This window comes from Rathayibacter sp. VKM Ac-2803 (assembly GCF_009807175.1).
In the GTDB taxonomy this organism is placed as follows: domain Bacteria; phylum Actinomycetota; class Actinomycetes; order Actinomycetales; family Microbacteriaceae; genus Rathayibacter.
On record NZ_WUCD01000001.1, the window covers coordinates 1652651 to 1677360 of the forward strand.

Genomic DNA, 24710 nt, shown 5'->3' on the forward strand with positions numbered 1-24710 from the left:
TCACCCCTTTCGCACGACCGATCCGCACGAAGAAGAGATCATGACTCCCCCTGAGAAGCTCAAGCTGGTCAGCCACGTCAACGCCATCAACTGGAACCGCATCCAGGACGACAAGGACGTGGAGGTCTGGAACCGCCTGACGAGCAACTTCTGGCTGCCCGAGAAGGTGCCGCTGTCCAACGACATCCAGTCGTGGAACACGCTCACCCACGACGAGCAGCAGCTCACGATGCGCGTGTTCACGGGCCTGACCCTGCTCGACACCATCCAGGGCACGGTCGGCGCGGTCTCCCTGATCCCCGATGCGCTCACCCCGCACGAGGAGGCCGTCTACACGAACATCGCGTTCATGGAGTCGGTGCACGCGAAGTCGTACTCGTCGGTGTTCTCGACGCTCTCGAACACGCAGGACATCGACGAGGCGTTCCGCTGGTCGGTCGAGAACCCGAACCTGCAGAAGAAGGCGTCCATCGTCATGGACTACTACCAGGGCGACGACCCGCTGAAGCGGAAGGTCGCCTCGACGCTGCTCGAGTCGTTCCTCTTCTACTCGGGCTTCTACCTGCCGATGTACTGGTCCTCACGCGCCAAGCTCACCAACACCGCCGACCTGATCCGCCTGATCATCCGCGACGAGGCCGTGCACGGCTACTACATCGGCTACAAGTTCCAGAAGGGGCTCGAGCTGGTCGACCAGGCCAAGCGGGACGAGATCAAGGACTACACGTTCTCGCTGCTCTACGAGCTCTACGACAACGAGGCGCAGTACACGCAGGACCTCTACGACCAGCTCGGCCTGACCGAGGACGTCAAGAAGTTCCTGCACTACAACGCCAACAAGGCCCTGATGAACCTCGGCTACGAGCCGATGTTCCCCAAGCAGGCCACCGACGTGAACCCCGCGATCCTGTCCGCCCTCTCGCCGAACGCCGACGAGAACCACGACTTCTTCTCGGGCTCCGGCTCCTCCTACGTGATCGGCAAGGCCGTGAACACCGAGGACGAGGACTGGGACTTCTAAGCGCATGCACCGCTTGCCCAATGGAGGCACAAAAATGAGGGGCGACCTCGCTAGACATAATGTCAGCGAGGCCGCCCCTCATTCGCGTGGGCCACCACGCACGGTGAAAAACCCTTGAATAGGATTATCACATTTATTTAGAAACAAAGATTGGAACTTCTAACATGACTGTTGGACGACACCGGCCGAAGGGGCCGGGAGACACGTGGAAGACCGGCCAGCGCGTGCCTGAGCCGGGACTGTGGGCTGACCAGTACGGCGAAGTGACGCGCTTCAGTCAGGGAGCCACATTCCCGCCCTGCATTGATCGAAAGGGAGAATGCGCCTTCCGGCACATTGTTGAACCAGCCGTTGCAGCGGCCTAGATCAACGGTGTAGATACCTAAGAATCAAGAATCTGAGGGGTACGGATCACTGATCCGTGCCCCTCGTTTCGCGCTAGCCGGCCTACTGCTGTCCAACAGCAATACGCCTCAAAAATTTCCTCTTTGTGGCGACCCGACGAGGCTAACACCGCAGGTCTCGATCGTCTAGCTGGTCGACTGTCATATCGTGCGGTGAAGCGGCAGCCGCATCACCACGCGCGGGAACCCGGCCAGCACCGACGTCGTGTCTGCCGCGTACTCGAAGCCGGCCCGCTCGAAGAGAGCTCGTGTGCCGACGTACGCCATCGTCTGCTCGACCCTCGCGCCGGCGTTGTCGACGGGGTAGCCCTCGATCGCCGGGGCGCCGTGCGCGCGGGCGAAGTCGACGGCGCCGGCGAGCAGGGCGTGCGAGATCCCGCGCTTGCGGAAGCCGGGGCGGACGCGGATGCACCAGACGGTCCAGACGTCGAGGTCGTCGACGTGCGGGATCTTGCGGTTCTTCGCGTAGCTGGTGTCGGACCGCGGATGCACGGCCGCCCAGCCGGCCACCTCGTCGCCGTCGTAGGCGAGGACGCCGGGGGGAGGGTCCTGCGCGACGAGCTCGCGCATCCGCTCGCCGCGGGCCGGACCCCGGAGCGAGTTGTTCTCGGTGGAGGAGAGCAGGCGGTAGCTGAGGCACCAGCACACGCTCGCGTCGGGCCGCTTCGGGCCGTTCATCGTCGCCAGGTCGTCGAAGACGGTGGCGGGGCGCACCTCGATCGTCATGCGGGCAGCCTTCCACCGCCCGGTGTGCGCGGCAAGGTGCTCACAACTAAGGCTGAGACGAACCGAAGCCGCAGAATTTGGCAGATCCTGCTTCCAGGCCTTAGTTCTGGGGGCCGTCTCGCGATGACCGCCGTTGCTGGTCGTCGACACGGCCGCGATTCACCACTCCGCCGGATGAATCGCACCCGCAGCCACTGTTGGACGCCACCCAGGCGCCGCGCCTACCGTGGACGAGGTATCCAACGAAGGAGCACTCCCTTGAAGCACGTCCCCCTCGGCGCCTCCGGCCTCGACTCCCCGAACGTCGTCCTCGGCGTCATGCGCATCCCCGACATGACCGACGACGCCATCCGCGACCTCGTCCGCACCGCCCGCGACTCCGGCATCGACTTCTTCGATCACGCGGACGTCTACGGCAACTCGCTGCACCAGTGCGAGGAGCGCTTCGCCGAGGCCCTCGCGCTCACACCGAGCGAGCGCGACGAGATCGTGCTGCAGACCAAGGCCGGCATCGTCGGCGACGGCCCGTACTTCGACTTCTCGTACGAGCACCTGATCGAGTCGGTCGAGGGCTCGCTGAAGGCGCTGCGCACCGACTTCATCGACGTGCTCCTGCTGCACCGCCCCGACGCGCTCGTCGAGCCCGACGAGGTCGCTCGCGCCTTCGACGAGCTGCACGCGGCGGGCAAGGTCAAGCACTTCGGCGTCTCAAACCAGACGCCGCTGCAGATCGAGCTGCTCAAGAAGTCGCTGAACCAGCCCATCGTCGCCAACCAGCTGCAGCTGTCGATCACGCACTCGCCGATCATCGCCCAGGGCGTCGCGTCGAACATGCTCGCCGAGGGCCAGTCGGTCATGCGCGACGCGGGCATCCTCGACTACTGCCGCCTCAACGACATCACCGTGCAGGCGTGGTCGCCGTTCCAGAGCGGGTTCTTCACGGGCGTCTTCCTCGACAACCCCGAGTTCGCCGACCTCAACGCGGTCATCGACCGGCTCGCGAAGCAGTACGACGTTCCCGCGATCGCGATCGCGACGGCGTGGATCACCCGCCACCCGGCGAACATGCAGGTCGTGCTCGGCACGACGAACGGCCAGCGCGTGAGCGATGCAGCCCTCGGCTCCGACATCCCGCTGACGCGGTCGGAGTGGTACGAGCTGTTCCGCGCGGCAGGACACATCGTCCCCTAGAGCTCCCACCCCGGAGAAGAAGCGCGTCGGCGCACGAGGAGGCACGGACCGGACAGGGTCCGTGCCTCCTTCTTCATGTCGCGATGACGAGCCGCAGGCGCACCGCGGAGTCGACCTCGACGTCCTCCGCGCGGCGCACCGCGGTCTTGAGCGGCACGAGGAAGCCGCCGTCCTTCGGCCAGAGCGACGTCGTCCACGTGCTCGCGCCGAGAGTCACCGTCGCGGGGATCATGCCCCAGCCGTAGGTGACGTGGGCGGCGACGGAGGCGATCGCCTCCGCCTGCTCGCCCGGCACGCTGACGAAGTGCCACGGCGCCGGCCCCCGCCAGAAGACGACGACCCCCTCGAACTCCAGCTCCACGCCCACAGCGTACGACTCTCGCTGAGCGTCGCGAGATGCCACTCGCGCAGGCGATACGCCGGCGGACACGCACCGAAGTGGCGTCTCGTGGGGCTCGCCGGCAGGTCTCAGCACGCTCCGGGAATAGGACGGCGACCCCTGCGTTGAACTTGAGCGTAACCGACTCAACTCTTCAGGAGGACTGGTGCCCGACAACTTCAACGAGGCCGGAGCGAGCTCGTTCGACGACTTCCTCGCCCGCTACCTCGACGGCGAGCGTGCTCGCGCGGCTCGGTCGATCGACCTCAGCCGCTTCCTCACCGCTCGCACTCAGAGCATCCTGCAGGCCGCAGGACGCTTCGCCCTCGAGCGCGGCCAGACCGAGCTCGACGCCCTGCACGTGCTGCGCGTCCTCGTCGACGACGAGGCCGTCGCTCAGGCCGTCCGGCGCATCGGGGTCGACCCGGGCGCCATCGCGACCGCCACGGAGGCGCGTCTCCCGCAGGCCTCCGAGGCCGGCGCCTCGCAGAACGCCGCCACCATCACGAACAGCGCCCAGCGCGCCCTCTTCCACGCCTACCAGGTGGCCCGCTCGAGCGGCTCGACCTACATCGAACCCGAGCACGTCTTCTTCGCGCTCGTCCTCGGACAGGACGCGCCCGCCGGGCAGGTCCTGGCCCGCGCAGGTGTGACCGCGGAGGCGCTCACGCAGGGCATGCGCGAGACCGTCTCGGCGGGCGTCGCACAGGAGGAGCCCGCCGCAGCCGCCTCCGAGACCCCGATGCTCGACAAGTTCGGCACCGACCTCACCGAGCTCGCCCGCGAGGGCCGGCTCGACCCGGTGATCGGCCGCGCCGACGAGATCGAGCAGACCGTCGAGATCCTCAGCCGCCGCACCAAGAACAACCCGGTGCTGGTCGGTGAGGCCGGCGTCGGCAAGACCGCGATCGTCGAGGGCCTGGCGCGCGCGATCGTCGCGGGCGAGGTCCCCGAGCAGCTGCGCGACAAGCGCGTCGTCTCGCTCGACCTGCCGGCGATGCTCGCGGGCACCCGCTACCGCGGCGACTTCGAGGAGCGCCTCACCACGACGATGGACGAGATCGCCGCCCACGCGGGCGAGCTGATCGTCTTCATCGACGAGATCCACACCGTCGTCGGCGCCGGTGGTGCCGGTGACGGGGGCATGGACGCGGGCAACATCCTCAAGCCCCGCCTCGCCCGCGGCGAGCTGCACCTCGTCGGCGCGACAACGCTGAAGGAGTACCGCACGATCGAGAAGGACCCGGCGCTCGAGCGCCGCTTCCAGCCCGTGCGCGTCGGGGAGCCCGGCATCGAGGACGCCGTGGCGATCCTGCACGGCCTCCGCCCCGCGTACGAGGAGCACCACCGCGTGACCTTCACCGACGAGGCCCTCCGCGCCTCCGTCGAGCTGTCGGCCCGCTACCTCACCGATCGGGTGCTGCCCGACAAGGCGATCGACCTGATCGACCAGGCCGGGGCGCGCCTCCGCCTGAAGCTCGGTGCGGGAGTCGACACAGCCGCCCTGCTCGAGAGGCTCGCCACGCTCGAGGGCGCCAAGAACGCCGCCGTCTCGGGCGAGCACTACGAGGAGGCGTCGCGACTGCGCGACGAGATCACCGCGGTGCAGGCCGAGCTCGCGGCGGCCACCGGGCACGTCGCTCCGGAGGCGATCGTCGGCGAGACCGAGATCGCCGCGGTCGTCGCCCGCGCCACCGGCATCCCGGTGTCGCGGCTGACGGAGGGGGAGCGCGACCGTCTCGCGCACCTCGAGACCGAGCTGCACCAGCGCGTCATCGGCCAGGACGACGCGGTCACCGCGGTCGCCCGCGCCGTGCGCCGCAGCCGCACCGGGCTGGGTGACGCGTCGCGTCCGGTCGGATCCTTCCTCTTCCTCGGTCCGACGGGCGTGGGCAAGACCGAGCTCGCGCGCACGCTCGCGGGGTCGCTCTTCGCCGACGAGCAGTCGGTGATCCGCTTCGACATGAGCGAGTTCGGCGAGCGTCACACGGTCGCGCGACTCATCGGCGCCCCTCCCGGATACGTCGGCTTCGACGAGGCCGGCCAGCTCACCGAGCGCGTGCGGCGGAACCCCTACTCCGTCGTGCTGTTCGACGAGATCGAGAAGGCGCACCCCGACGTCTTCAACCTGCTGCTGCAGGTGCTCGACGACGGACGCCTGACCGACGGCCAGGGCCGCACGGTCGACTTCCGGAACACGGTGATCATCATGACCTCGAACCTGGGGTCGGAGTTCCTCGCGTCGCGGTCGGGAGCGCTCGGCTTCGTCGCGCACAGCGACGACTCCGCCGAGGGCTTCGCCTCGGAGAAGGACCTGCGCGACCGCGTGATGGGACGTCTCCGCGAGGCCATGCGCCCCGAGTTCCTGAACCGCATCGACGAGATCGTGCTGTTCCGCCGCCTCGGCCGCGAGCAGCTGCGCGAGATCGTGAGCATCGTGCTCGACGCGACCCGGGCGCGCCTGACCTCGCGGGAGGTCTCGCTCGAGGTCACCGAGGCCGCGATCGACTGGCTGGCCGAGCACGGCTACGAGCCGCAGTACGGGGCGCGCCCGCTGCGCCGCCTCGTGCAGCGCTCGGTCGACGACCGCATCGCCGACCTCTTCGTGAGCGGCGACGTGACCGACGGAGGCGCCGTGAGCGTCGACGCGGTCGGCGGCGAGCTGGTCGTCACCTCGGCCGCGCGCCTGCCGCTGGCGGCGTAGCCTGCTCGGGAAGCCCCGGCCTGCTCCTGGAGAGCGGGTCGGGGCTTCTTCATGTCCACTCGGACGGGCCGAGCGCAATGCGTTGCGGGGGAGGGCGCGGGCGGATAGACACGGAGGGCACGAGAACCGGAGGCCCGATGTCGAATCCGCGCTACTACGACCCCGTGGGTCGGGCGATCCGGTCGCTGTTCTGGCTGAGCCTGGTCTGCTTCGGCCTGGCGATCGGCTTCTTCGCCCTCGACGTCGTCACCCCGGGCTCGATGACCGACGCGCAGCGGCCCTACGCCGACGCGAGCGGAGCGCTGGCGTGCTTCGGCATCTTCGGGATGTTCGTGCACTTCGCGACGGTGGCGATCGTCGGCGCGATCCGCGGGCGCGGGCAGTAGCCCCCGGGGCGGCAACGGCTCCGGCGAGCACCTCCGGCTCCCAGAAACGCGTTCGGCTCGCAGCAATCCGAGGATCCTGCGAGCCGAACGCGGTCTCACGAGCCGGAGGTGGCGGCTACGGGCACTTCTTCGCCGAGACGGCGACCTTCAGGGCCGCATCGGGGGCGACGGAGGAGCCGCCGGCCGGATCCTGGCCCGTCACCTGCCCGGTGTCCGGCGCCTTCGGATCCTCGGTGCACGAGAGCGTGATGCTCGCGAAGCCGGCGGCTCCGAACGCGGCCTTCGCCGCCTCCAGGTCCTGTCCGACGACGTCGGGCACCGTCTTCTGGTTGCCGTTGCTGGTCCAGACGGTGATGCCGGAGCCCGCCTGCGCGGAGCCGGACGGGTCCTGACGGGTGACCGTTCCGACCGCGGCGTCGCTCGCCTCGGCCCCGCCGTCGACGACGCTGAAGCCGGCGGCCGCGAGCTTGGCCTTCGCGTCGGCGAGAGCCAGCCCCGTCACATCCGGGATCTCGATCTTGGGGACGACCTGGAGCGACCCATCAGCCTCCGGGAACGCCTCTCCGCCGTACTTCGCGTTCGCGGCCGCCATAACGACGGGCCAGATGCGGTGCCGCGCGGTGGCGGAGGATCCGGAGTCGAAGAAGTACTGACGGCTGCGCAGGTTGGCGTCGCCCTGGATGTTGAAGACGCCCACGGCCGTCGCGACGCGGGTGCTCGCCCCGGTCATCCAGGTGGCGACGGCGTCGTCGGTCGTACCGGTCTTGCCGATCAGCGGGACGCGGTCGGGCGTGCGCGAGGCGGTCGCCGTGCCGCCCGAGGTGAAGGTCGACTGCAGCGCGACCGCGGCAGTGGCGGCGACGTTGCGGTCGATCGACTGCCGGCAGTTCGCGGGGGGCACCGGCTGATCGGCGCCCGTCGCGTCGGTGATCCGGTCGATCGCGATCGGGTCGCAGGTGATGCCTCCGGACGCGATCGTCGCGTAGGCGCCCGCCATCGAGAGCGGAGAGACGTAGTTGGTGCCGAGCACCGACGACGGGTTGTGCTCGAGCTCGCCGTCGCTGCCCTGGACGACTCCCATCGCCGCCGCGGTGTCTCGGATCGCGCAGAGGTCGAGCTCGCGGGCCATCGCCACGAAGCCGGTGTTGAGCGAGGTCTTGGTGAAGGTCACCGGAGTGCCGACCTGGCCGTTCCCGCCCTCGTCGTTGCGCGTACCGGGGGAGGGGCTGGTCACGGTGCCGCCGGCCTCGCAGGAGTCGGTGAAGGTACCCCAGGTCGTCGTCCTCGTGCCGTTCACCGACTCGTTGATGCTGTGCCCCTCCTTCAGCCAGTCGACGAGAGTGAACAGCTTGTAGGTCGATCCGGGCTGGATGCCGGCCGAGCCGCCGTAGGCCTTGTCGGTGCTGAGGTTGATGGCGCTGTAGGACGGGTCGGCCGCGAGGACCTCCGGGTCCTGCGAGTACTTCTTGTTCTGGGTCATCGCCAGGACGCGGCCGGTGCCGACCTCGACGCTGACTGAGACGGCTCCGACGTCGAAGTTCCAGGTCTGCGGCACCTGGGAGTCGACGGCGTTGACGGCGGCGTCCTGCAGATCGACGTCGAGCGTCGTGTAGACGTCCTGCCCACCGCGGCGGAAGTTCGTCCAGCGGGTGTCCTCGTCGGCGCCGAAGATCTCGTTGTTCTTGAGCACGTTCGTGACGTAGTCGCAGAAGTAGCCCGCGTTGCCCGCGGTGGAGCAGCCGGTGCTGGGCTGCGTGATCTGGGGCTCGACCGGCGTCGCGATCGCGGCGTCGTGGTCGGCCTGCGAGATCTTCCCCTCCTCGAGCATCTTGCCGATGATGTAGTCGCGGCGCTCCTTGTTGCGGGCGTAGCCGTTCGCGACGCCGTTCTCGGGGTCGTCGGGCTGATCGATCCGCAGCGCTGCGGGGTTGTTGACGATCGCGATGAGGCTCGCGGCCTGCGCGACGGTGAGGTTCGCGGCCGTGGTGTTGTAGTAGTAGTTCGACGCGGTCTCGAGACCGTAGGTGGTACCGCCGAAGAACGCGATGTTCAGGTAGCCCTGGAGGATCTGGTCCTTCGTGTACTCCTTCTCGATGCCGATCGCGAGCTTCATCTCGCGGAGCTTGCGCTCGGGAGAGGTGCGGGTCGCCTCGTCGATCGCGGCGGCGCGCTCGGCCTCGTCGGTGATGTTGCGGACGGCCTTCTCGACGAGCACGTTCTTCACGTACTGCTGGGTGATCGAGGATCCGCCCTGCACGTCGTTGCCGAGCACGTAGGTCTGCGCGACCGCGCGGAGCGTGCCGGGGAGGTCGACCCCGCCGTGCTCGTAGAAGCGGGGGTCCTCGCCCGAGACGGCGGCGTCCTTCGCGAACTGCGAGATCTGGTCGAGCGGGACCTCGACGCGGTTCTCGACGTAGAAGGAGGCGAGCAGCTGGGTCGAGCCGTCGGAGCGGGTCGCGAAGATGTTGCTCTTCTCGGAGAGCTTGTCGACCTCGAGGTACTCGGGGAGGCCGTCGAAGATGCCGATCGACTGGTTGGCGGCGACTCCTGCGATGGCCACGGCGGGCGTCACGGTCGCGGTCACCAGCACGCCGGCGACGACGCTCATGGCCAGGAAGCCGACGGTCGCCTTGACCACGCCACCGATTGTCCTACTGTCGGACGCCACGCATTCTCCTTCGATAACCCCCCGATTCACGCCGGAACTGCCGACGCCCTAGCACGTTCTGCGCCAGGTCAACCTCGACAGACTAACCCGAGACCCCGCGAAGGCGAAGGATCGGCCTGAGGACTGGGGAGTGGCTGGGCCCGCGCGGGGAGGCGGCGGTGCGCTCCCGGTGCCGCCCGCGCCGGCGTCGCCGGGTGGTCACCGGGGCGTCACGGGGAAGTCGGGTGGGGCGCGTAGCGTCCAGGCCATGACCGGACTCCCCCTCCTCGCCACCGACGACGTCCAGCTCCGCTGGGCCCGTCCCGAGGTGCTCGACTCGTCGCGGCACCGGATGCTCCGCCTCCTCACCCTCGCCGAGCGCCTCCGCTACGAGGCCACCGGGCGGCGCGAGGCCCGCGACAGCTTCCTCCTCGGCCGCGTCCTCGTGCGCGAGCTGGCCGCGGAGACCGTGGGCGTCGATCCGCTCGAGATCACCGTCGACGCCCGCTGCGAGCGCTGCGGGGGCCCGCACGGCCGCCCGGTGCTCGGCGGCGAGCACCCGGCCCTCGAGCGGATGCGGATCAGCATCGCGCACTGCGACGGCGCGGTCGTCGCCGCTCTCGCCACGGGGCGCGACCTCGGCATCGACGCGGCCCGCACGCGCACGGTCCGCGACCGGGTCTCCTCCGGCGAGGCCACCGCGGAGCAGGTCCTGCACGAGCTCCGCTCCCAGGCCGTCGCGAAGGCCGACGGCCGCGGGGCGACCAACGAGGAGCCGGTGCTCTTCCGCACCCGCGAGGGCGCGACGGAGGCGTGGATCGAGGGCTCCGAGCGCTACTTCGCGGTCTCGGAGCCGATCGTGCACTCGGCGCTCGTCGTCACGCTGGCGGTCTCGCAAGCCTGAGCGGCCAGTCGCTCACTCGAAGAGCGAGAGGGTGAGCGTCGAGCGGTAGGCGCCGGGGGCGACCGAGCGCTCGGTCAGGAGGCGGAGCTCGGCCGTCGCGGACGCCGGGACGGGGCTGGCCGAGCCCGTGAGCAGGACCGTGTCCCTCAGTCCGGCTCCGCCCTCGAGTGCGGAGGCGGCCGGCTCGCCCGCCCGGGCGCCGCCGGGCTCGCCGACGAGCGACGGTGTCCAGCCGAGGTGGTCGGCGCCGATCGCCGGCCGGCCCGGTGCGCTCACGAAGTCGCCCGCCGAGGCCACGACGTACCAGGTGCCGGAGCCCGCCGCGGCGCGGGTGTCGGTGACGGTGACCGCGGGGAGTGCGCCGCGGAACTCCCGCCGCTGCGGGTCCGACTCCGCCTCCTGCAGCTGCGCCGCCGAGCCCGCGACCGTCATGGCCAGCGCGCCGGGGCCCGTCGGCGGATCGATAGCGACGCCGACATCGACGCCCCCTGCGTCCCTCAGCTCGGGGTCCCCCTCCGCGGGCTCCTCGCCGTCGACGACGCCCTCGGGAGTCTCCGCTTCGGGCGCGTCGGTCGGGCGGGGAGCGGGCGCAGCGCCGCCGATCGAGTCCTCCGCGCTCGGTTGAGCACCTCCGCAGCACCGGGGGAGGCCCGGCGCGGTCTCGCCGTCGTTCCGGAGCATCGGCGTGGGTGAAGCGGTCGGGGCGGGCGTCGGCGTCTCCGCGACGACCGCCTCGGTGCTCTGCTCCGGCGAGGTCGCCGCCTCCGGGGCGAGTGCGGCCGAGGCGAAGACGACGGCCAGCGCGAGGGCGGCGGTCGGGACGACGGCCGAGAGCGCGGCGCGGGGGGAGCGGATCACGGGGTCTGCCGTTCGTCGGGTCGGGAGGGGCACCGACCTGTGATTCCTATCAGCCGGGCCGGACGCGACGGCACCCCGCTTCCGGGTGCAGGTTGCGAGCGCGCGGGCACGCCGCAAGGAGGAACGGATCACGACCCGTCCCTCCTCCTCGGCGCTCCGGTCAGCAGCTGCGAGCGGGGTACGCCACCCTCTGCTCGACGCTGGAGCCGGCGCCCGTCGCGGTCGCGACGACCTCACCGGCCGGCATGCTCGCCTGCCGCGTCGTGAAGCTGTGGGTCGCGTTCGACCCGGCGGCGACTCCGGTGAACGACTTCTGGCCGTAGGCCGAAGCGAACGCCATGCCCAGCGGCGCGGTCTCGCCGTTGGTGGCCGTCACCGACAGGACCGCCTTGCCGGCCACGCACCTCGACGAGACCGATGCGGTGACCTTCAGCGCCGGAGCCGCCGTCTCGGGCACGACGATCTCGGTGATCTTGAGGTACGAGCCCGGAGTCGAGAACGTCAGCTTCAGCCCGGTCGCCGACACCGTGGTGAAGGGGATCGTCGTCAGCGACCCGTTCGCGGCGGGTGCGACGTTCTGGGCCGAGGTCGGCTTCCAGGTGCCGTCGGCCGCGCGGTAGGCCACGCTCACCGAGGACACGGTGCCCTCGGTGTTCGTGAAGGTCAGGCCGGATACGCGGTGCGCCTCGGTGTTCGTCAGCGTGAAGTCGGCGCTGCCCGCGAACGTGCCGTCGGTCCAGGTCGACCAGGCGGTGGTGACGTTGCCGTCGCACGCGTTCGCGGCGGGGAGCGTCGCCCACTTGGTCTGGCTGAACGACGCAGAGACGGCGGCACCCGCCACCCGGCAGACGTTGACCGGGGGAGCGGTGCCCCAGATCTGCACCTCCGCGATCGACTGCCAGGTGTTCGCCGCGCTCGTCAGGTGGAGGCGCAGCCCGGTGGTGTCGGGCAGCGACGACAGGTCGAGCACGACCGCCGGCGCCGCCTCCGTCGCGCTCTGCGAGAGGGTCGCGCCGACCGAGCTCGTCGTCCAGGCACCGCCCACCTGGTACTCGACCTCGATGCGTGAGGGCCAGGTGGCGGTCGCGCCGTCCTTGAAGGCGTGCACCGTGACGGAGTCGAGGTTCTGCGGCGTGCTCCACGAGAACGCGAGACGGCTGTCGCGCGGGTAGCCCGAGCTCGTCCAGTCGTCCCAGCCCTTGGCCTTCGTGGCGCCGTCGATGAGCTTCGGCGCCAGATCGGCACGGCTCGAAACCGTCACCGACGCCCCCGGGGCGAGGTTCGCGATGCCGGGCTCAGCGACTTCGATGGTGCGCGTGAAGGTGCGACCCGTTGCGAACTCGGAGTCGGCGGCGAGGACGCCGGTGACCTGCAGGGTGCCGAGGTTCGCCGGTCCGGTGGGCTTCCACGTCACGGCGACGTCGCGGGTGCCGGCGCCGGTCTTCACCGACACGGTCGCGGGGAGCACGGCGGCGACGTCGGCGTTTCGGCGCACTGTGTCGGGCAGCCGGTCGTCGACGACCGACCAGGTGCCGGCTCCGACGCCCTTGTCGTCCCAGTAGGAGGCGTCCCAGCCCGCACCCCAGCGGGCCGGGTCCTCGGCGGCGGGGTTGCGCATCTCGAGCCGCCCGTTCTCACCGACGGTCATCGGCAGCCAGACGTAGGTCGAGTCGGAGGCGCCGTCGTTCCAGCGATCGCCCATGTAGACGTACTTCCCGGGCGCGAGCGTGAGCACGTTGGTCGACTGCGAGCCGAAGGTGGTGCCGCGGGTGTCGCCGATCGAGAGTCGTCCGTCGCCGCCCTCGGGGATCGCGTTGTAGGCGACGTTCTCGTTCGCGTCGGCCTTCTCGACGCCGCGGATCCACGGGCCGAGGATCGAGTCGGCGGTGTAGTAGGTCTGCTGGTTGGGCGCCCAGCCGGTCGCTCCGGAGGCGATCGTGTAGTACTTCCCGCCGTTCGCGAAGATCGCGGGCGCCTCGAGGTGGCCGCACTCCTTCACGATCTGGAAGTCGGTGCCGCGCACGGGTGCGCCCGCCTCGCCGTCGGCGAAGACGTACGGGTACTTCCCGTCGGCCGAGTACTGGTGCGCGTCGAGAGTGTCGGTCGTCGTGGTGCGCTCGACGTTCGTGTAGCTCGCGTCGAGCTTCGCGACGTAGAGCGTGTAGTTCTCCTCGGAGGAGTAGGAGATGTACGCCGTGCCGTCCTCGTCCTGGAAGACGGTCATGTCGCGCGCCTGACCGGGAACGGCCGACGACGTGCAGGCCTGGTAGTTCGAGCGGTTGTAGAGCCGGTAGACGCCCTGGAGCGTGAAGGGACCAGTCGGGCTGTCAGAGACCGCGACTCCGGCCATCGACCGCGCGTAGGTGCTGCCGCCCGGCGTGATGCGCCCGTCGGAGTGCCACCACATCACCCACTTGCCGGTCGCCTCGTTGAACAGCACCTTCGGCCGCTCGAAGATCGCGGTGTTGGGGGAGGACTGGGTGGTGTCGAGGTGGTAGTCGAGCTCGGCGATGCGCTCGGCGCGCGGCTGCCCGGCGTCGTCGACCGTGTCGTAGAGCGCGTCGAAGTACGGAGCCTCCAGGTCGTCCGGAGCCGAGACGCTGCGGAGCGCGGTGCCCCTGTTCTCCCAGTTGTGGCCGTCGGTCGAGCGGTAGACCGCGACTCCGGGGCTGTTCCAGTAGCCCTTGGTGCGGTCCTCGCCGTACCAGTACTGGACCTGCTGTCCGCCCTCCTCGACCGTGACGATCTGCCCGCCGTGCGCCTGGATGTGCCGGCCGTCGGTGTCGTACCAGTAGGGCTGGAAGTAGTCGGCGGCGCCGAGGCCCGGATCGGCGATCGCGGGGTAGTCGGTGTAGGTCGGTGGCGAGCTGGTGCGCGGGACTCCGTCGTTCGGATCCGTCACCGCTCCCGCCGCCGCGGCGGGCTGCGCTCCGACTCCGAGGAGCGCCGCGACCAGCAGGGCCGCCACCGCCGCTCCGGCCGATCGTGTACGAGACGTCATGCTGTGCTCCTTTGCACCGGATCTGCGCGGATGTTCACGCAAACACTCCGCCTTCACCGTACATGGCGACGTCAACATCGCGCGAGGGCGAACCGCGGCCGCGTCTCAGGAGGAGGACCTCTCCTCCCGAGCCGCGAGGCGTCAGCGCGGCGCGCGCACCGTCGAGAGCGAGTCGACGTGCAGCGGTTCGGTCTGCCAGCGCGCCGCGAACGTGCCGGTCTCGGGCGAGACCCGGACGTGCAGGCGGTGCGGTGTCTCGATGAAGATCACATCGACCAGCAGCGAGCCGTCGGCCGCTCGACCGGCGCTCGCCGAGTGCGCGTCCCGGGTGACCCACTCGCCCGATCCCGGCGCGAGCACGATCCGCTCGTCACCCTCGATCAGCGAGATCGTCCAGGAGTCGCCTCCCGAGATCTCGACCGCCGTGATCGTCGCGATCGGCGAGTCGGCGGCGGGGAAGTACCGGCCGGGCTCGGGCGACTCCGTGAGCCCCGCGAGCGGAGGCAGCGCGAGCGAGGCCAGGCGCTCGGACAGCCGAGCGTCCGCCTCCGCCGTCGAGGGCCCGCCCACCGCGGGGAGCAGGTGCTCCCACACGCTCGCGAGCAGCGTCTCGGTGTCGCTGGTCTGCCCGGTGATCGCGACGACGAGGTCGTGCTCGGGCACGATCAGGCTGAACTGGCCGTACGCGCCGTCGGCGCGGTAGCCGTGCAGGGAGCGCCAGAACTGGAAGCCGTAGCCCTGCGCCCAGTCGGCTCCACCGGCGTCGGGAGTGCCGACGTGCGCGCGCGACGCCTCGGCCACCCACTCCGGGCTCAGCAGCTGCTCGCCGTTCCAGCGCCCGTCCTGCAGGTAGAGGAGTCCGAGCTTCGCGGCGTCCTCGGTCGTGGCGTGCAGACCGCTGTAGCCGATCTCGCGCCCGGACTCGTCGCGGATCCAGGCGACCTCGCCGATCCCGAGCGGGTCGAGCAGGCGCGGCCGCAGGTACTCGAGCAGCGACCCACCGCTCACACGCTGCACGATCGCGGCGGCCGCGAAGGTGCACGGCTGGTTGTAGGCGAAGAGGCTGCCCGGCTCCTCCTCGGGGGGAGTGAGCAGGAACCCGCGGACCATGTCGACCGGATCGATCTCGCGAGCGCGGTCGATGGTCTCGGCACGGTGGCCGCTCGCCATGGCGAGCACGTCGCGGAGGCGGATCGCGCGCGCCCGCGGATCGGTCACCTCCGCGTCGAGCTCGGGGAAGAAGGAGAGCACCGTGTCGTCGAGGTCGAGCAGCCCCTCGGCGGCCGCGAGACCGACCGCGGTCGAGGTGAAGCTCTTGCTGAGCGAGTAGAAGAGGTGCAGCCGCTCGGCGCTGTACGGCGCCCACCAGCCCTCGGCGATGACCTGCGCGCGGTGCACGATCACGAGACCGTGCAGCTCCACCCCCTCGGCGGACTCGAGGGCGTCGAGGAGGTCGAGGACGCCCTCGGCGTCGAGTGAGGCGGCGGAGGGAGTGCTTCTCGGCAGTGAGACGGTCATCCTCCGATGCTACGGCGGGCTATGCGTCCGCCTGCGCCGGGAAGGGGCCGAGACCGAGCAGGAAGCGGAGGATCTCCTCCGCGGGTGCGACGACTGCGGGGCCGCGGCCGAGCCTCCAGTCGGCGTCGGTCGGGGCGAGCGAGCGATCGCGGATCGCCGCGCGGATGGGGAGCGGCGCGCGCTGCAGACGATCGAGCGCGACGGCTCCCGACAGGCGGGAGGGCAGGGCGAGTCCGGAGGAGAGGGCGAGCTCGGCCCGGACCACCTCGACGAGCTCGGCCACGCCGTTCGGGCCGCCGCCGGAGCGGCGCGCGGAGGCGAGGGCCGCGAGTGCCGCGGGGATCTCGGCGGGCGGGGGAGGGGAGGAGGCCTCTCGGGCGCCGAAGCGCGTCGCGAGGCGCTGACCGGTGCTGCTCGAGAGCCGCACGACCAGCTCGCCCAGCAGATGTGCGGCAGAGACGGCACTGGCCGCCTCGCCCTCGGTGCGAGAGGGAGAGGCGGCCAGTGCCGAAGCAGCCCGGACTGCGAGGCGGTCGAGCCGCTCGGCGACGGGGACGCGCCAGTCGTTGCTGACCCCCGACTCGTCGCCGCGCGGCCCCGAGCTCAGCGGCAGGAACCGCGACCAGTCGGCGGGCACGGAGCCTAGCGCCCGCCCGAGCGGCGCTTGTTGTAGACGTCGAAGGCGACCGCGAGCAGGAGCACGAGGCCCTTGACCGCCTGCTGCCATTCGATGCCGATGCCCATGATCGACATGCCGTTGTTCAGGACGCCGATGATCAGACCACCCAGGATCGCGCCTCCGATGGTGCCGACACCGCCCTGGACCGCCGCGCCGCCGATGAAGGCCGCCGAGATGGCCTCGAGCTCGAAGCCGTCGCCCGCCTTCGGGCCCGCGAGGTTGAGGCGCGCGGTGAAGACGAGGCCGGCCAGCGCCGCGAGGACGCCCATGTTGACGAAGAGCCAGAAGGTGACGTTGCGGGTCTTGATGCCCGACAGCTCAGCGGCGTGCAGGTTGCCGCCGATCGCGTAGACGTGGCGGCCGAAGACCGAGCGGTTCATCACGACGCCGTAGACCAGGACGAGCACGGCCAGCACGATCAGCGTGACCGGGATGCCCTTGAACGAGGCCAGCGCGAAGGCGAAGGCGCCGATGACGAGGGCGACCAGGACGAGCTTGGTGACGAACCAGGCGCCGGGCTCGACACCCTGGTTGTACTGCTGGCGTCCGCGACGGGTGCGGATCGACTGCACCGTGAAGGCGACGATCGCCAGCGCGCCGACGCCGAGCGACAGCGGGTCGAGCTCGGTCTCGCCGAACAGGTCGGTGAGGAAGCCGTTGCCCAGGGCGCGGTACTCGACCGGGAACGAGCCGATGTTCGCGTTGCCGAGGACGACGAGCGCGAGACCGCGGAAGATCAGCATGCCCGCCAAGGTCACGATGAACGCGGGTATCCCCACGAACGCGATCCAGAAGCCCTGCCACGCTCCGACCGCCGCTCCGATGAGCAGCGACAGGATGATCGAGAGCCACCACGGCAGGCCCATGTTGACGGCGAAGACGCCCGACATGGCTCCGACGAACGCGGCGATCGAGCCGACCGAGAGGTCGATGTGCCCGGCCACGATGACCATCACCATGCCGATGGCGAGGATCAGGATGTAGCCGTTCTGGACGATCAGGTTCGAGATGTTCTGCGGACGCAGGAGGATCCCGTTGGTCATGATCTGGAACAGCAGCACCACGACGATGAGGGCGAGGAAGATGCCGTTCTTGCCGAGGTCGCTGAGCACGTGGCTGATGCGCGCCGTGAACGCGTTCTCGACGGGCTTCACCTGCGCTCCCGCCGCGGTCGACGGTTCGTTCTGCAGATCGGTCATCGTTGCTTCTCCTGAGTCATGAGGGTGAGGACGGCCTCGGGCGTCGCCTCGGCGATGGGCAGCTCGCCCGTGATGCGGCCCTCCGACAGCGCGTAGACGCGGTCGCAGATGCCGAGCAGCTCGGGCAGCTCGGAGGAGATCACGATGATCCCCTTCCCGGCCGCCGCGAGCCGGTTGATGATCGTGTAGATCTCGTACTTGGCACCCACGTCGATGCCGCGGGTGGGCTCATCCAGGATCAGGACGTCGGGGTCGGAGTAGATCCACTTCGACAGGACGACCTTCTGCTGGTTGCCGCCGGAGAGCTTGCCGGTCTTGGCGAGAACGGTCGGCGACTTGATGTTCATGCTGCCGCGGTACTCGTTGGCGACCTCGAACTCGCGGTTGTCGTCGACGAGTCCGGTCTTCGACACCTTGTCGAGCGAGGCGAGCGAGATGTTCCGCTTGATGTCGTCGATGAGGTTGAGCCCGTAGTGCTTGCGGTCCTCCGTGGCGTACGCGAGTCCGTGCGCGATCGCCTCGGACACGTTGCGCATCTTGATCTCCTTGCCGGCCTTGAAGACCTGGCCCGAGATCCGGCTTCCGTAGGAGCGGCCGAAGAGGCTCATCGCGAACTCGGTGCGACCGGCTCCCATGAGCCCGGCGATGCCGACGATCTCGCCGCGGTGGACGTTGAGGTTCACCTTGTCGACCATCACGCGAGTGGGGTCCTGCGGGTGGTGGGCGGTCCAGTCGACGACGCGGAGGATCTCCTCGCCGATGTGCGGCGTGTGGTCGGGGTAGCGGTGGTCGAGGTCGCGCCCGACCATGTCCTTGATGATCCGGTCTTCGGTGACGTCGTCGTGGGCGATCGTCTCGATGGTCTTGCCGTCGCGGATGACCGTGACGGTGTCGGCGATCTTCTTGATCTCGTTCAGCTTGTGGCTGATGATCAGCGACGTGATGCCCTGCTCCTTGAGGTGCAGGATCAGATCGAGCAGGTGGTCCGAGTCCTCGTCGTTGAGGGCCGCGGTCGGCTCGTCGAGGATGAGCAGCTTGACCCGCTTCGAGAGCGCCTTCGCGATCTCGACGAGCTGCTGCTTGCCGACTCCGATGTCCTGGATCTTCGTGGTGGGGTTCTCGCGCAGGCCGACGCGGGCGAGCAGCGCCGCCGCCTCCTGGTTGGTCTTGTTCCAGTCGATCAGGCCGGCGAATCCGCGGACCTCGTTGCCGAGGAAGATGTTCTCGGCGATCGAGAGGTAGGGGCTGAGGGCCAGCTCCTGGTGGATGATGACGATGCCCTTCGCCTCCGAGTCGCGGATGCTGGCGAACTGCATCACCTCGTCCTCGAAGACGATGTCGCCCTCGTACGTGCCGTGCGGGTAGACGCCCGACAGCACCTTCATCAGCGTCGACTTGCCGGCGCCGTTCTCTCCGCAGATCGCGTGCACCTCGCCGCGCTCGGCGCTCAGGGTGACGTCCTGCAGGGCCTTCACGCCCGGGAACGTCTTGGTGATGCCGCGCATCTCGAGGATGTTCGTGGTCACGTACGCCTCACTCCTTCGTGGTGGGGGAGGGCGCCCGATGCTGGGCGCCCTCCCGTTGTCCTTGCTGGTGGTGCGGAGCGGACTTAGCCGTTGACTTCCTCATCGGTGTAGTAGCCACCGTCGACGAGCACGGACTGGATCTCGTCCTTGGTCACGATGACCGGCTCGAGGAGGAACGACGGGACGACCTTCTCGCCGTTGTCGTAGGTCTCGGTGTCGTTGACCTCGGGCTCGGTTCCCTCGAGGACGGCCTGTGCCATCGACACGGCCTCCTTGGCGAGCTCGCGGGTGTCCTTGTAGATGGTCGCGTACTGCTCACCCGAGATGATCGCCTTGACGGAGTCGAGCTCGGCGTCCTGACCGGTGATGATCGGGAAGTCGGTGCCCACGGTGTAGCCGGCGTCGGTGAGGGCCGAGATGATGCCGCGGCTCAGGCCGTCGTAGGGCGAGAGGACGCCCTGGATCTTCGTGCCGTCGGAGTACGTCTTGGTGATGATGTCCTCCATGCGGCTCTGGGCGACCTCGGGGTCCCAGCGCAGCGTGGCGACGGTGTTGAACTCGGTCTCGCCGCTCGCGACGACGAGGGTCTTGTCGTCGATGTAGGGCTGGAGGGTGTCCATCGCGCCGTTGAAGAAGAACGTGGCGTTGTTGTCGTCGGGGCTGCCGGCGAAGAGCTCGATGTTGAAGGGGCCGGCGGGGGCGTCGGTCGCCTTCGTGCCCTCGAGGTCGGTCAGTCCGAGACCGGCGAGGAGCGAGGTGGCCTGCTGGACGCCGACCTTGTAGTTGTCGAACGTCGCGTAGTAGTCGACGTTCGCGGAGTCGCGGATGAGGCGGTCGTAGGCGATGACCGGGATGTCGTTCGCGGCCGCCTCCTCGAGCACGCTCGTCAGGGTGGTGCCGTCGATCGAGGCGATGATCAGGGCCTTGGCGCCCTTGGTGATCATGTTCTCGAGCTGCGAGACCTGGGTGGGGATGTCGTCCTCGGCGTACTGCAGGTCGACCTGGTAACCGGCCTCCTCGAGCTGCGACTTGACGTTGTTGCCGTCGGCGATCCAGCGCTCGGAGGACTTGGTCGGCATTGCGACGCCGACGAGTCCGCCGTCGCCCGAGCCGGAGCCCGAGTCGCTGCCGGAGCCACCGGCGCAGCCGGCGAGGGAGAGGATCATCGCGCTGCCGGCGATGCCGGCGATGAGAGCGCGCTTCATTGTGGTCACTGTGATTCCTTCGTCATTGAATGCAGTGGGATGTTCGCCACTGGGAGCAGGTGTGCGGCGATGTGATGGCCATGTGAGCGATCACATTGCGTCAATATAGCCCCGCTGACGCGTTTCGTGTCAACGCATGTGTCTCGACTCGGTAACGGCCGGTGGGTACTCGACGCCGCCGCGCGACACCCCGGCCTGTCAAGCCCCGCGGCGAGCCCGGAAGCCTCCGAGCCCTGCCCGCGTTGTCACCAGCACTGTCGAGAGGACGAAAGACATGACGAAGACCTGGTTCATCACCGGCGCCTCCAAGGGCTTCGGCCGCGAGTGGGCCGAGGCGGCTCTCGAGCGGGGCGACAACGTCGCTGGCACCGCGCGCCGCCCCGAGACGCTCGACGCGCTCGTCGAGCGCTACCCCGACTCGTTCCTGCCGCTCCGCCTCGACGTGACCGACCGCGCGGCCGGCTTCGCCGCCGTGCAGCAGGCGGCCGAGCGCTTCGGGCGCCTCGACGTCGTGATCAACAACGCCGGCTTCGGCCACTTCGGCATGATCGAGGAGCTCACCGAGGAGGAGGTCAGGGCACAGCTCGAGACGAACGTCTTCGGAGCGCTCTGGATCACCCAGGCCGCCCTGCCGATCCTGCGCGAGCAGCGCTCGGGTCACATCATCCAGGTGTCGAGCATCGGAGGCATCAGCGCCTTCCCGTCGATCGGCGCCTACCACGCCTCCAAGTGGGCGCTCGAGGGCTTCAGCCAGGCGCTCGCCGGCGAGGTCGCCGAGTTCGGCATCCACGTCACCCTCGTCGAGCCCGGCGGCTACTCGACCGACTGGTCGGGCGCCTCCGCCTCGCGCAGCGAGCCGATCGCGGCCTACGACGCGGTCCGCGACGCGGCCGCCCGTCGGCCCACCGCCTCCGCCAAGGGCGACCCGAAGGCCTCGCGCATCGGGATCCTCGCGGTCGTCGACGCCGAGGAGCCGCCGCTGCGGATCTTCTTCGGCCGGGCACCGCTCGGCATCGCCACCGCCGACTACGAGTCGCGGCTGGCGACGTGGAACCAGTGGCAGGACGTGTCGATCGCCGCGCACGGCGAGTGATCCGGGGGCGGGCTAGCGCCGCGCCGCCACCGGCTGCGTGCGCGGCACCGCCGTCGATCCGCGCACGAACAGCTGCGGCTCGATCGGCGCCGCCGCCTCCGGTCGCTCGCCCTCGATCAGGCTGAGGAGCGCCGCGACGCTGCGGCGGCCGAGCTCGGTGAAGTCCTGCCGCACGCTGGTGAGGGGCGGCCAGTAGAACGCGGCCTCGGGGATGTCGTCGAAGCCGATCACGCTGACGTCCTCGGGCACGCGGACGCCCCGCTCGTGGAAGGCGCTCATCAGCCCCAGCGCCATCTGGTCGTTGGCCGAGAAGACCGCGGTGAAATCGAGGAAGCGCGAGAGCTCGAGGCCGACGCGGTGACCGCGCTCGGCGCTCCAGTCGCCGAGGATCGGCGGGCGCAGCGGCATGTTCCGGTGATCGAGCTCGGCGAGGTAGCCGCGCATGCGCGCCTCCGCCTCGATCCAGTCCTGCGGGCCGGCGAGGTGCACGATCTCGGTGTGCCCCAGGTCGATCAGGTGCGCCGTCGCCATCCGCGCGCCCGCCATCTGGTCGACGTAGAGCGCGTCGTCGCGCTCGTCGTCGCTCGTCTGCAGCGTCACGTTCGGGATGCGCAGGGCGACCCCCGAGAGGATGTCGAAGACGCGGATCTGCGGCGCGAGGACGACCAGGCCCTCGACGGCCTGGTTCAGCAGGTGCCGGATCCCCGCCTGGATCGACTCGCCGTCGGTGCCGTCGACACTCGCCGTCACCACGAGGTACCCGGCCTCGCGGGCGGCGACCTCGATCGCCTGCAGGCTCGAGGCGGGTCCGTACTGGAGGCTCTGCGAGGAGAGCACGCCGATGGTCCGCGTGCGGCTGGTCACCAGGGCCCGGGCCGCGAGGTTCGGGCGGTAGTCGAGGTCGGCCATGACGTCGAGCACGCGCTTCTTGGTCTCGGCGCGGAGGCTGGGATGGTCGTTGAGGACGCGCGAGACGGTCTGGTGCGAGACTCCGGCCGCCTTCGCGACGTCGTAGATGTTGGGCGCGCGGGCCGCGGGCTTGTCTTCCGGCATCGGGCACCGCGGCTTCCTGTGATCGGGCGGCGCCTCGAGCGGGGGCCGTCGCGGCCCGCTGCAGTGCGGGGCCGCCGGCTCGCGGGGCGCGTGTGAGCACACCTTACGTCCCCTTCTCGGCGCGGAACCCCGAGGACGCCGGATCGAGACCCCCTACGGCTCGATGACCTCGTCGTCGTCGTGGGCGCCGTAGAAGGCCGACTGCCCGCGCATCAGCTCGCGCATCGGCGTGGTCGGATCGGCTCCGTAGACGGTCCCGACGAAGTCGAGCGTGCGCTGGATCGCCCAGATCTCGTCGTGGCGATCGGGAGGCAGGACGCTCGCCGGGGAGCCGACCGCGACCCAGCCGATCGGGACGACGGCGCCCGGCTCGAGCGTGGTGTTCACCTGCACGACCCCGTGGATGCGGACCTCGGCTCCGGCGCCGACGACGCTGCCGGGGAAGAGCGCGGCGCCCGTCGCGACGAAGGCGCCGTCGCCGACGGTGGTGCCGTTGAGATGCGCGTGCGGGCCGACCATCACGGCCGATCCGATCAGCGCGGGATGCCCGGCGCGACCGCGGACCACCGCGTTCTCCATCACGACCGTGTCCTCGCCGACGACGACCGCGCCGTCCTCGGCGCTGAGGACGGCGCCGTGCAGGATGCGCGCGCCGGCGGCGATGCGGACGTCGCCGATCAGGACGGCGGTGGAGGCGACGGACGCGCCGGGATCGACCACGGGCGAGGCGTCGCGGTGGCGGATGAGCATCCCGGTCTCCGTTCGTCGCGGCCCAGGGTAGCGGGGCGCGGCGGGTAGCGTGGACGGATGCGCCTCCTCCTGATCCGCCACGGCCAGACCCCCTCGAACGTCGCCGGACTGCTCGACACCCGCATCCCGGGGCCGGGTCTCACCGACCTGGGGCTCGAGCAGGCGGAGGCCCTCCCGGGCACGCTCGCGGGCGAGGGCATCGGCGCGCTCTGGGTCTCGACGATGCGGCGCACGCACGAGACGGCGGCGCCGCTCGCCGCCGCCCTCGGGCTCGAGCCCACCGAGCGCGAGGGCATCCGCGAGATCGCGGCGGCCGGGCTCGAGATGCGCGGCGACGAGGAGGCGGTGACCGAGTACATGGACACCGTGTTCCGCTGGGCGGGCGGCGAGACGTCGGTCCGGCTGGCCGGCGGCGAGACGGGCGACGAGTTCGCAGCCCGCTACGACGCGGTCGTGGCGGAAGCGGGGGCGGCGGGTCACCCGGTCGTCGCGCTCGTGAGCCACGGCGCGGCCATCCGCTGCTGGGCGGGGCTGCGCTGCGCGGGCCTCGATGCGCGCTTCATCGCCGACCACCTGCTCGACAACACCGGCGTGGTCGTCGTCGAGGGCTCCGGCTCGAGCTGGGAGCTCGTGTCGTGGGAGGGCGAGCCCGTCAGCGGCGTCGGCGCGGAGGCCCCCTCGGGCCCGGCGGGCGAGACCACCGTCTGAGCCGCGTCTCCTGCGCTGCCTCACCCATGCTGGTCGAGCCCGCAGCCCCGCGGGGGCGTATCGAGCGGAGAAGCCGCTTCGCGTCTCGGTGGTGAGGGGGAAGAGGGCGCCCGTTGCCCTTCCATGCTGGTCGAGTAGCCCCGCAGGGGCGTATCGAGACCCACCAGCTTCAGTAGATCAGGCTTCTGTCCTGTCCTTCTGACGTTTGTGGATCTCGATACGCCCGCTGCGCGGGCTACTCGATCAGCGAGGGAGGGGCCATGCGCAGGAGGTGGCTTTTCCTAGGAGACCCACCGGCGTCAGCAGATGAGGCTTCCGACTCGGCCTCCTGATGCTGGGGATCTCGATACGCCCGCTGCGCGGGCTGCGGGCTCGATCAGCATGAAGAGGAGAGCGGGCCCCGGAGTCGCGGGCGGATTCGGGCGTCTGCGGTAACGATCGGGCAACGGAGCCGAAAGGGGCGCGGACCAGAGCTTTCCTTCTCGCATAGCGCGGCTCTGCATCGATTCAGACCGCGCCAGTACTCTGCCGAGGTTTGCTCGGTCACGGCTGCGCGGCTACCGTGGACGGCGGTCCTCGAGACCCCGATGAATCGGTCCGCGCTCGCGCGGCGCCCCCCAGGGCGCGCCGCGAGCGTACGGTCAACGGGAGCGGAGGCGGCCCCGCGGTCGCCTCTCGGACACCGGAATCGCCTCCGCACGTCGCCGCGCACGCGGCCCGCGGAGGCTCGACGTACGGCGTGTCCCACGCTCCCGACC

At 70.1% G+C, this 24710-nt stretch carries 19 protein-coding genes; 7 read left to right on the plus strand and 12 right to left on the minus strand.

Features of this window, described 5'->3' with window-relative positions; translation table 11 throughout:
* The first annotated feature begins 40 nt into the window (after positions 1–40).
* Positions 41–1021 (plus strand): class 1b ribonucleoside-diphosphate reductase subunit beta, encoded by a 981-nt coding sequence (gene nrdF, locus GRS96_RS07750; protein WP_159988180.1) that lies wholly within the window; start codon positions 41–43, stop codon positions 1019–1021.
* Positions 1022–1566: 545 nt separating this feature from the next.
* On the opposite strand, the gene GRS96_RS07755 is transcribed toward nrdF, so the two are convergent.
* Positions 1567–2151: a GNAT family N-acetyltransferase gene (locus tag GRS96_RS07755; RefSeq protein ID WP_159988181.1), complete on the minus strand. Its 585-nt coding sequence runs from the start codon at positions 2149–2151 to the stop codon at positions 1567–1569.
* 258 nt (positions 2152–2409) lie between these two features.
* Between GRS96_RS07755 and GRS96_RS07760 the strand changes: the two genes are divergently transcribed.
* Positions 2410–3342 carry an aldo/keto reductase gene (locus tag GRS96_RS07760; RefSeq protein ID WP_268893223.1) on the plus strand — a complete coding sequence of 311 codons (933 nt, stop codon included), beginning with the start codon at positions 2410–2412 and terminating at the stop codon, positions 3340–3342.
* Positions 3343–3415: 73 nt separating this feature from the next.
* Here the strand turns inward: GRS96_RS07760 and GRS96_RS07765 are convergent, their stop codons facing one another.
* On the minus strand, positions 3416–3703 hold the full coding sequence (locus tag GRS96_RS07765; protein WP_159854185.1) for a DUF1905 domain-containing protein: 288 nt from the start codon (positions 3701–3703) through the stop codon (positions 3416–3418).
* A 184-nt stretch (positions 3704–3887) separates the two neighbouring features.
* On the opposite strand from GRS96_RS07765, the gene GRS96_RS07770 reads away from it, so the two are divergent.
* Positions 3888–6425 (plus strand): ATP-dependent Clp protease ATP-binding subunit, encoded by a 2538-nt coding sequence (locus tag GRS96_RS07770; RefSeq protein ID WP_159988183.1) that lies wholly within the window; start codon positions 3888–3890, stop codon positions 6423–6425.
* 137 nt (positions 6426–6562) lie between these two features.
* Entirely contained in the window at positions 6563–6811 is a 249-nt protein-coding gene (locus GRS96_RS07775) for a hypothetical protein (protein WP_159854181.1), read from the plus strand.
* 115 nt (positions 6812–6926) lie between these two features.
* Here GRS96_RS07775 and GRS96_RS07780 read toward each other — a convergent pair whose 3' ends face one another.
* The gene (locus GRS96_RS07780) at positions 6927–9449 is read right to left on the minus strand and encodes a transglycosylase domain-containing protein (RefSeq protein ID WP_159988184.1); all 2523 of its coding nucleotides are present in this window, start codon (positions 9447–9449) and stop codon (positions 6927–6929) included.
* A gap of 277 nt (positions 9450–9726) precedes the next feature.
* On the opposite strand from GRS96_RS07780, the gene GRS96_RS07785 reads away from it, so the two are divergent.
* Positions 9727–10362, plus strand: coding sequence for a 4'-phosphopantetheinyl transferase family protein (locus GRS96_RS07785; protein ID WP_159988185.1), 636 nt, complete (start codon positions 9727–9729; stop codon positions 10360–10362).
* Positions 10363–10374: 12 nt separating this feature from the next.
* On the opposite strand, the gene GRS96_RS07790 is transcribed toward GRS96_RS07785, so the two are convergent.
* The 7 genes from GRS96_RS07790 to chvE form a co-directional block, all read right to left on the minus strand.
* Positions 10375–11220: a hypothetical protein gene (locus GRS96_RS07790; protein WP_159988186.1), complete on the minus strand. Its 846-nt coding sequence runs from the start codon at positions 11218–11220 to the stop codon at positions 10375–10377.
* Between the two features lie 160 nt (positions 11221–11380).
* Positions 11381–14221: a discoidin domain-containing protein gene (locus GRS96_RS07795; RefSeq protein ID WP_236553584.1), complete on the minus strand. Its 2841-nt coding sequence runs from the start codon at positions 14219–14221 to the stop codon at positions 11381–11383.
* Positions 14222–14362: 141 nt separating this feature from the next.
* Complete coding sequence (locus tag GRS96_RS07800) at positions 14363–15739, minus strand: serine hydrolase domain-containing protein (RefSeq protein ID WP_159988187.1); 1377 nt, start codon at positions 15737–15739, stop codon at positions 14363–14365.
* A 19-nt stretch (positions 15740–15758) separates the two neighbouring features.
* A complete protein-coding gene (locus GRS96_RS07805; protein WP_159854171.1) occupies positions 15759–16376 on the minus strand; it encodes a hypothetical protein in 618 nt (205 codons plus the stop codon).
* Between the two features lie 5 nt (positions 16377–16381).
* On the minus strand, positions 16382–17617 hold the full coding sequence (mmsB, locus tag GRS96_RS07810) for a multiple monosaccharide ABC transporter permease (protein WP_159854169.1): 1236 nt from the start codon (positions 17615–17617) through the stop codon (positions 16382–16384).
* Positions 17614–19143, minus strand: coding sequence for a multiple monosaccharide ABC transporter ATP-binding protein (gene mmsA, locus GRS96_RS07815; protein WP_159988188.1), 1530 nt, complete (start codon positions 19141–19143; stop codon positions 17614–17616). The genes mmsB and mmsA overlap by 4 nt, the downstream gene beginning before the upstream one ends.
* 83 nt (positions 19144–19226) lie before the next feature.
* Complete coding sequence (gene chvE / locus GRS96_RS07820; protein WP_159854814.1) at positions 19227–20348, minus strand: multiple monosaccharide ABC transporter substrate-binding protein; 1122 nt, start codon at positions 20346–20348, stop codon at positions 19227–19229.
* Positions 20349–20622: 274 nt separating this feature from the next.
* On the opposite strand from chvE, the gene GRS96_RS07825 reads away from it, so the two are divergent.
* The gene (locus tag GRS96_RS07825) at positions 20623–21441 is read left to right on the plus strand and encodes an SDR family oxidoreductase (RefSeq protein WP_159854167.1); all 819 of its coding nucleotides are present in this window, start codon (positions 20623–20625) and stop codon (positions 21439–21441) included.
* A gap of 12 nt (positions 21442–21453) precedes the next feature.
* Here the strand turns inward: GRS96_RS07825 and GRS96_RS07830 are convergent, their stop codons facing one another.
* Together GRS96_RS07830 and GRS96_RS07835 are read right to left on the minus strand one after the other, a co-directional pair.
* Positions 21454–22494, minus strand: a complete 1041-nt coding sequence (locus GRS96_RS07830) for a LacI family DNA-binding transcriptional regulator (RefSeq protein WP_159854165.1) — start codon at positions 22492–22494, stop codon at positions 21454–21456.
* Positions 22495–22647: 153 nt separating this feature from the next.
* Positions 22648–23244, minus strand: coding sequence for a gamma carbonic anhydrase family protein (locus GRS96_RS07835; protein WP_159988189.1), 597 nt, complete (start codon positions 23242–23244; stop codon positions 22648–22650).
* Positions 23245–23301: 57 nt separating this feature from the next.
* On the opposite strand from GRS96_RS07835, the gene GRS96_RS07840 reads away from it, so the two are divergent.
* Complete coding sequence (locus tag GRS96_RS07840) at positions 23302–23952, plus strand: histidine phosphatase family protein (protein ID WP_159988190.1); 651 nt, start codon at positions 23302–23304, stop codon at positions 23950–23952.
* Positions 23953–24710 lie beyond the last annotated feature (758 nt).

Bases quoted from the DNA above. Each gene is read 5' to 3' on its own strand.
- nrdF (WP_159988180.1), top strand. From the start codon at position 41: ATGACTCCCCCTGAGAAGCTCAAGCTGGTCAGCCACGTCAACGCCATC.
- GRS96_RS07755 (WP_159988181.1), bottom strand. From the start codon at position 2,151: ATGACGATCGAGGTGCGCCCCGCCACCGTCTTCGACGACCTGGCGACG.
- GRS96_RS07775 (WP_159854181.1), top strand. From the start codon at position 6,563: ATGTCGAATCCGCGCTACTACGACCCCGTGGGTCGGGCGATCCGGTCG.
- GRS96_RS07785 (WP_159988185.1), top strand. From the start codon at position 9,727: ATGACCGGACTCCCCCTCCTCGCCACCGACGACGTCCAGCTCCGCTGG.
- GRS96_RS07795 (WP_236553584.1), bottom strand. From the start codon at position 14,221: ATGACGTCTCGTACACGATCGGCCGGAGCGGCGGTGGCGGCCCTGCTG.
- GRS96_RS07800 (WP_159988187.1), bottom strand. From the start codon at position 15,739: ATGACCGTCTCACTGCCGAGAAGCACTCCCTCCGCCGCCTCACTCGAC.
- mmsB (WP_159854169.1), bottom strand. From the start codon at position 17,617: ATGACCGATCTGCAGAACGAACCGTCGACCGCGGCGGGAGCGCAGGTG.
- chvE (WP_159854814.1), bottom strand. From the start codon at position 20,348: ATGAAGCGCGCTCTCATCGCCGGCATCGCCGGCAGCGCGATGATCCTC.
- GRS96_RS07825 (WP_159854167.1), top strand. From the start codon at position 20,623: ATGACGAAGACCTGGTTCATCACCGGCGCCTCCAAGGGCTTCGGCCGC.
- GRS96_RS07830 (WP_159854165.1), bottom strand. From the start codon at position 22,494: ATGCCGGAAGACAAGCCCGCGGCCCGCGCGCCCAACATCTACGACGTC.
- GRS96_RS07835 (WP_159988189.1), bottom strand. From the start codon at position 23,244: ATGCTCATCCGCCACCGCGACGCCTCGCCCGTGGTCGATCCCGGCGCG.
- GRS96_RS07840 (WP_159988190.1), top strand. From the start codon at position 23,302: ATGCGCCTCCTCCTGATCCGCCACGGCCAGACCCCCTCGAACGTCGCC.